The sequence below is a fragment of the Mitsuokella apri genome, assembly GCF_051886055.1.
Taxonomy (GTDB): Bacteria; Bacillota; Negativicutes; order Selenomonadales; family Selenomonadaceae; genus Mitsuokella.
Genome location: NZ_JBJEXT010000050.1, coordinates 1 through 7,066, shown reverse-complemented (window position 1 = coordinate 7,066; position 7,066 = coordinate 1). Strand labels below are relative to the sequence as shown.

Sequence of the window (7,066 nt, the reverse complement as noted above, 5' to 3'; positions counted from 1 at the left end):
CGGCAGTGAATTCCCGTACATGGCTGAGCTGCCGGCCCTGCTGCGTCAGGCTGTCATCAAGGCCACGAAAGATGCACCGCTGCGCCATAATGCCGTTGAGACATTCGATGAATACAATACGGGCAAGAACGTCGCCAAGGGCATCCCGTCCATTTTCTGGGATATTGTGCCGGACAGCAGCGACTGCGAGATTTATACATACATGGCCGGCGGCGGCTGCTCGCTGCCAGGCCATGCGAAGGTCCTGATGCCGGGCGAAGGCTATGAAGGCGTCACGAAGTACGTACTCGATGTTATGACGAGTTACGGCCTCAATGCCTGCCCGCCTCTGCTCGTCGGTGTCGGCATCGGTACATCCGTTGAAGTCGCTGCCCTGCAGTCGAAAAAAGCCCTGCTGCGCCGCATCGGCTCCCACAATCCAAATCCGAAAGCGGCTAAAATGGAACAGCTGCTGGAAGACGGCATCAATGCCATCGGCCTTGGTCCTCAGGGACTGCGCGGCAAGAACTCCGTGCTCGGCGTCAACATTGAGAACAGTGCACGCCATCCTTCCGTTATCGGCGTAGCCGTCAATGTCGGCTGCTGGTCGCATCGCCGCGGTCACATCGTATTTGATAAAGAGCTCAATTACAAGATTGATTCGCATTCGGAGGTGGATTTCTGATGGCTAAAAAAGTACTCACGACGCCAATCAGCGCAGAAGATCTCGAGGATATCCATGTTGGAGATGTCATTTACCTGACGGGCAAGCTCACGACCTGCCGCGATGTTGCCCATCGCCGCGTTATTGAAGAAGGCCGCGAACTGCCGGTCGATATCAAGGACGGTGCCATTCTGCATGCCGGTCCGATTATCCGTCCGCTTGGCGATGACCAGTACGAAATGGTCACGGTTGGCCCGACGACTTCGATGCGCATGGAAAAATTCGAAGAAGAATTCATCAAAAAGACGGGCGTGCGCCTGATTATCGGCAAAGGCGGCATGGGCGAAGGCACGATGCGCGGCTGCCGCGACTACAAGGCCCTGCACTGCGTTTTCCCGGCAGGCTGCGCCGTTGTCGCTGCAACCTGCGTCGAGAAAATTCTCTCGGCCAACTGGAAGGACCTCGGCATGCCGGAAACGCTCTGGACCTGCCAGGTCAAGGAATTCGGTCCTCTGATTGTCTCGATTGACACGCACGGCCACAATCTCTTTGAAGAAAATAAAGTCATCTTCAACGAGCGCAAGGACAAGGTTTATGAAGAAATCGCCAAACAGGTCGGTTTCATCAAGTAAAATTTGACTTACAACAGCAAAAGCCATCGCTGCAGGCATGCCCCAAGCGATGGTTTTTTTGCGTTTGTGGATAGAAGAGGCAGAATGTGAGATTTTGTACAGGCAGGCATGGCGTTGTATAATGGAGACAGCTATTTTAGAGGAGTGATATGCTTGGATTTATTTTCTTTTCTCGATAAGACCGTTTCACCTTATCACGCAGCGGCGGCTGGAGCTGACGAACTGCATGAGGCGGGTTTTCGCGAATTGCATCTTGAGGATTCGTGGCGCCTGCAGGCCGGCAGGGCCTATTTTGTCCGCGTCTTTGATTCGACGCTCGTGGCTTTTCGCATTGGCGAGTCGCCGCGCCGTCATCTGCACATCGCGACGGCTCATACCGATTTTCCATGCCTGCGCGTCAAGACGGCAGCTCTTGCCAGGACACAGGATTATGGCAGGCTCAATGTTGAAATATACGGCGGCATGATAAGGAGTTCGTGGCTTGACCGCCCGTTATCGCTTGCCGGCAAGGTCGTCTTGTCTGGTGAAAATCCCTACGAGCCGGAAACGCACCTTGTCGATATCGGCCGACCGCTTTTGACCATCCCGCATCTGGCCATCCATATGAACCGCAAAGTCAATGAGGGCGAGACGCTCAATCCGCAGAAGGACATGCTGCCGCTTTTCACGATGCTGACAGGGGAGACGGACGAGAAGAAACAGGCCGACGCTTTTCTTGATTTTTTAGCTGAGGAATGTCAGCTTGACCGCAGCCGTATTCTTTCATATGACCTCACGGTCTATCCGACGGACGGCCCGTGTTATTTTGGTGCGAAGAACGAATTCATCTCGGCTTCACGCCTTGACAATATGACTTCGGTCTACGCGTGCCTGCAGGGGCTGCTGCAGGGGACGAGCACGGACGGCATCTCGTGCATCGCACTTTTTGACAACGAAGAAGTCGGCAGCAAGACGAAGCAGGGCGCCGATTCCTTTGCCCTGCCCAATATCCTCATGCGCGTCTACAGTTCCTTAGGTTATGGGCAGGATGCGTATTTTGCAGACCTCGCCAAAGGATTTTTGTTCTCGCTTGATGTTGCCCATGCCCTGCACCCCAATGCCCCTGAAAAGAACGACATTACGAATTTCCCAAAGCTCAACGGCGGCGTAACAATCAAAGCGGCCTGCAGCCAGGCGTATGCCGGTGACGCAGAGGCCATTGCTGTGGCCAAGGCCCTCTGCAAAGCTCATGATATCCCGTACCAGATGTTCCTGAACCGTTCCGATATTCGCGGGGGTTCGACGCTCGGCTCTATGCTCACGGCCAATATGCCGATGCGCGCCATGGACATCGGCGCGGCCATCCTCGCGATGCATTCGGCGCGCGAGACGATGGGGGCTGCTGACCAGCAGGCCCTTGATGCCCTGCTCAAGGCCTTTTTCAGCCGTTGATAATAAGGAGTGCCCTTTAGAGGAAGAAAGTCCGCTGTTTATGGACGAGTGTGCTTCTTGTTGACTTTTCTCTGTAATGTTGTTAAACTTAGAAACTATAAAATACTTCGAGTAAAACCGAGGACGTGATCTCTATGAAGAAAGAATACCGCTCCTGGTACAGCGACAGGCTGCACCGTGAAATGAATATCCGCGTTTATGGCCATACGGGCACACCGCTCCTGATTCTGCCGACCCAGGATTCCATGTGCGACAACTTCGAGAACTTTGGCATGATCGATTTGCTTGCACCGGAAATCGAAGCTGGCAAAATCCAACTGTTTGCCGTTGACACTGTCGACAAAGAGACGTGGTCAAATGTCTGGGGTGACAAGGGCTGGCGCGCCTGGCAGCAGGAAAACTACTATAATTACCTCATCGAGGAAGTCCTGCCGTTCATTCGTCAGGAAAATGGCACGGGCCGTCTGCCAATCGCAGTTGGCTGCAGCCTTGGCGGCCTGCACGCAGCCATCGTCTTTTTCCGCCGTCCGGAACTCTTCGGCGGCATGATGTCGCTTTCAGGCGTTTATGACGCCAAATTCTTCTTTGACGGCTGGGAAGACGGCACGCTTTATCAGAACTCACCGGTTGACTTCCTTGCCAATATGCCGGCTGACCATCCGTATATCCCGATTTATAATGAAAAGAAAATTGTGCTCTGCGTCGGCCAGGGCCGCTGGGAAGACGAAGGCCGACGCACGACTGCCATCATGCGCGACATCATGAATGCCAAAGGCATCCATGCCTGGGTCGACTTCTGGGGCTACGATGTCGACCACGACTGGTGCTGGTGGAAAAAACAGATCCGCTACTTCCTGCCGTATGTCCTTGGCGAACAGGGATAAGCGCACTGCATCGACTTTATTTTGATTTTGACTGAAGAAAGGAATCTTGCTAGAATGAATTTCATCTTTATCTCGCCGCATTTCCCGAAACATTATTGGAACTTCTGCGACCGCCTGAAGAAAAACGGCGTCAATGTACTCGGCATCGGTGACAGCCCTTATGATGAACTTTCGGAAGAACTCAAGAATGCCCTGACGGAGTACTACTATCTGCCGCATCTCGACGATTACGACCAGATGGTCCGCGCCGTCGGTTTCTTCACCTTCAAGTACGGCAAGATTGACTGGATTGAGTCGAACAACGAATTCTGGCTCGAGCAGGATGCACGCCTGCGCACGGATTTCCATGTGACGACGGGCGAGCAGATTGAAAATATCGGCCGCATCAAGAACAAGTCCGCCATGAAAGCCTATTATAAAAAAGCCGGCGTGCCGACGGCCAGACTCCATAAAGTCACGTCGTTTGAGGCTGGCCGCGACTTTGCACACATGGTCGGCTACCCGGTCATCGTCAAGCCGGATAACGGTGTCGGCGCGTCTGATACCTACAAACTCCACAATGACGATGAGCTCGCGTATTTCTACGCGACGAAGCATCCGATTCCGTATGTCATGGAAGAATTTGTCAAGGGACAGATTTTCTCGTACGATGCCATCCTCGACTCGCATTCGGAGCCTCTTTTCGAATCGATGACGGCTTGGCCGCCGTCCATCATGGATATTGTCCTCAAGAACCTCGACCTCGCGTACTATACGGCTGCCGGCATGCCCGAAAATCTGCGCCGCGCCGGCCGTGCGACGGTCAAGGCCTTTGGCGTGCGCAGCCGCTTTGTGCATCTCGAGTTCTTCTGCCTCGCTGAGGATAAAGAGGGCCTTGGCAAGGCCGGTGACTTTGTCGGCCTTGAAGTCAACATGCGTCCGGCGGGCGGCTACACACCGGATATGATGAATTATGCGCATGCGACGGATGTCTATAAGATTTGGGCGGACATGGTCACGTACGACAAGCGCCTGCTGCCGGATTCCGGCCATCACTGCTACTGCGTCTATGCCGGCCGCCGCGACTGCTACCAGTATCAGCACAGCCACGAAGAAGTCATGGCCCGCTATGGCAGGGACATGGTCATGTGCGAGCGCATGCCGGAGATGATGGTGCCGCAGATGGGCAACCAGATGTACACGGTCAAACTGCCATCACAGGAAGCCACGGAGGAATTCATCCATTTCGTACAGGACCGCTGAGAACTGCTGAGCGCTGATTTTACAAAACGTTAACCTTTATACAACAAACCATCCCTGTTTAGAGAGTACAATGATATTGTTCAGAAATGAAGTATCAGGCAGACCTCTAGGCAGGGATGTCTTTGTTTGGGAGGAATCGGCATGAAAATGCAGGCACAGCACCTCAATCTTTACTACGGGACGCATCAGGCTCTCTTTGACGTCTCGCTTGAGGTGCCGGAAAATAAGGTTGTCGCGCTCATCGGTCCGTCCGGCTGCGGCAAATCCACATTCTTGCGCACGCTCAACCGCATGAATGATTTGATTGACGGTGTTCGCATCGATGGCAAAATCACCCTCGATGACCGCGATATTTACGAAAAAGATGTTGACCTTGTCAACCTGCGCAAACGCGTGGGCATGGTCTTTCAGCGTCCAAATCCGTTCCCAATGTCCATTTACGATAATGTCGCGTATGGCTGCCGCGTTCACGGACTGACGGATAAAAAACGCCTCGATGAGATTGTCGAGAAGAGCCTGCGCGGCGCCGCACTCTGGGACGAAGTCAAGGACCGCCTTGACGCTTCGGCCATGGGCATGTCCGGCGGCCAGCAGCAGCGTCTCTGCATCGCGCGCGTCATGGCCGTCGAGCCGGAAGTGGTTCTGATGGACGAGCCGTGCTCGGCCCTCGACCCGATTTCGACGATGAAGATTGAGGAACTCGTACAGGAAATCAAGAAGGAATACACGATTGTCATGGTTACGCACAACATGCAGCAGGCCGCGCGTGTCTCCGATTATACGGCCTTCTTCCTCAACGGCAAACTCATCGAGCACGATACGACGGACGTCATCTTCACGAAACCACACGATAAAAAGACGGAAGACTATATCACAGGGAGGTTCGGCTGATATGGAACGCCAGACTAGACAAGAATACATCCACGACCTCGAGATTGTACAGGCTCTCGTCGCTTCGATGGGTGACAAGGCACTCAAAAATGTCGAGCGTGCTATGACGGCCCTGCTCGAAGGGGATTCGGAACTCGCGAAAAAAGTCATGAAGGCCGATGATGAAATCGATGACATGATTGTCGATGTCGAGGATAAATGCATCCTGCTGATTGCTAAACAGCAGCCGATTGCCCATGACCTGCGCGTCATCGCGACGGGATTCAAGATTTCGACGGATATCGAACGCATCGGCGACCATGCCTTTGACATCGCCAAGACGGTGCTTTCGGTGGAAGAACCGCTGAATCCTGAATGCAAGCGCTGGATCAAAGAGCTTGGCGACTGTGCGGCCGAGATGCTGCGCATGGCGGTCAAGTCGTACCGCGACAGCAATGTACAGGAAGCTGACGAAGTCCGCAAGATGGACAAGCACATGGATACGGTGTTTGAGCATACGTTCTACGCTCTGTCAGATTTTGTCACGAAGGAAGGTGCCCGTCAGAAAGGTGCCACGCAGCTCTTATTCATCGCGCGTTTCCTCGAACGCATTGGCGACCATGCCGTGAATATCGCGGAATGGGTCATCTATCTCGAGACAGCAGAACGCATTCATCAGAAGAAAAACAGACTCATCTAAGAAATTCAGAAATACAGAGGAGCATACATCCTGTTTTCGCAGGATATATGCTCCTTTTTTGCGCAATTTTTCTTAGCAGGGAAATACTGGACTGCTGTCGAAATTCATAAAATAAGCCTATAAAGATACGATACAATCAAATCCAGAATTCACAGAAGAAAGAAGGCAATTTTATGCGTATGGCCCACGATAAGATGATCAGCGGTGAGATTTATTTGCCATCCGATGATTCCCTGATGGCAGAGCAGTTCGACTGCATGGAAAAACTCTACGACTTCAATATGACACGCCCGCACGAACAGGAAAAGCGTCAGCAGCTCTTAAAGGAGATGTTTGCCGAAATTGGCGAGGACTGCTATATCGAGCCGCCGCTGCACGCGAACTGGGGCGGGCGTCATATGCATCTTGGCCGCAATGTCTACGCCAATTTCAATCTGACGGCCGTTGACGACTGCGATATCTACATCGGCGACTATACGATGATTGGCCCGAATGTCACGCTGGCGACCGCAAACCATCCCTTAGCGCCGGAACTGCGCGAGCAGGGCTATCAGTACAATCTGCCCGTCCGCATCGGCAAAAATGTCTGGCTCGGTGCCGGCGTCATTGTCGTGCCGGGCGTGACAATTGGCGATAATTCCGTCATCGGTGCGGGCAGTGTCGT

8 protein-coding genes are annotated in these 7,066 nt (G+C 53.3%); all 8 read left to right on the top strand.

From position 1 onward, the window contains the following. Window positions 1-664, top strand: a 664-nt coding sequence (ttdA, locus tag ACI4OH_RS07800; RefSeq protein WP_439784542.1) for a L(+)-tartrate dehydratase subunit alpha, incomplete at its 5' end; no start/stop codon positions are given. After that, complete coding sequence (ttdB, locus tag ACI4OH_RS07795) at window positions 664-1,275, top strand: L(+)-tartrate dehydratase subunit beta (protein ID WP_439784541.1); 612 nt, start codon at window positions 664-666, stop codon at window positions 1,273-1,275. The genes ttdA and ttdB, both read left to right, overlap by 1 nt. A gap of 108 nt (window positions 1,276-1,383) precedes the next feature. Continuing rightward, window positions 1,384-2,706 (top strand): M18 family aminopeptidase, encoded by a 1,323-nt coding sequence (locus ACI4OH_RS07790; RefSeq protein WP_439784540.1) that lies wholly within the window; start codon window positions 1,384-1,386, stop codon window positions 2,704-2,706. Between the two features lie 134 nt (window positions 2,707-2,840). Then, on the top strand, window positions 2,841-3,590 hold the full coding sequence (locus ACI4OH_RS07785; RefSeq protein WP_439784539.1) for an esterase family protein: 750 nt from the start codon (window positions 2,841-2,843) through the stop codon (window positions 3,588-3,590). Window positions 3,591-3,644: 54 nt separating this feature from the next. Beyond that, window positions 3,645-4,832 (top strand): ATP-grasp domain-containing protein, encoded by a 1,188-nt coding sequence (locus ACI4OH_RS07780; protein WP_439784538.1) that lies wholly within the window; start codon window positions 3,645-3,647, stop codon window positions 4,830-4,832. 135 nt (window positions 4,833-4,967) lie between these two features. Further along, on the top strand, window positions 4,968-5,723 hold the full coding sequence (pstB, locus tag ACI4OH_RS07775) for a phosphate ABC transporter ATP-binding protein PstB (protein ID WP_432647941.1): 756 nt from the start codon (window positions 4,968-4,970) through the stop codon (window positions 5,721-5,723). Window position 5,724: 1 nt separating this feature from the next. Further along, window positions 5,725-6,402 (top strand): phosphate signaling complex protein PhoU, encoded by a 678-nt coding sequence (gene phoU, locus ACI4OH_RS07770; RefSeq protein WP_439784537.1) that lies wholly within the window; start codon window positions 5,725-5,727, stop codon window positions 6,400-6,402. A 173-nt stretch (window positions 6,403-6,575) separates the two neighbouring features. After that, on the top strand, window positions 6,576-7,066 hold a 491-nt coding region (locus tag ACI4OH_RS07765; protein ID WP_439784536.1), incomplete at its 3' end, for a sugar O-acetyltransferase.

Excerpts from the sequence above, each read along its gene's own strand:
- ACI4OH_RS07785 (WP_439784539.1), top strand. The coding sequence starts at position 2,841 with ATGAAGAAAGAATACCGCTCCTGGTACAGCGACAGGCTGCACCGTGAA.
- phoU (WP_439784537.1), top strand. The coding sequence starts at position 5,725 with ATGGAACGCCAGACTAGACAAGAATACATCCACGACCTCGAGATTGTA.
- ACI4OH_RS07790 (WP_439784540.1), top strand. The coding sequence starts at position 1,384 with ATGGCGTTGTATAATGGAGACAGCTATTTTAGAGGAGTGATATGCTTG.
- ACI4OH_RS07780 (WP_439784538.1), top strand. The coding sequence starts at position 3,645 with ATGAATTTCATCTTTATCTCGCCGCATTTCCCGAAACATTATTGGAAC.
- ttdB (WP_439784541.1), top strand. The coding sequence starts at position 664 with ATGGCTAAAAAAGTACTCACGACGCCAATCAGCGCAGAAGATCTCGAG.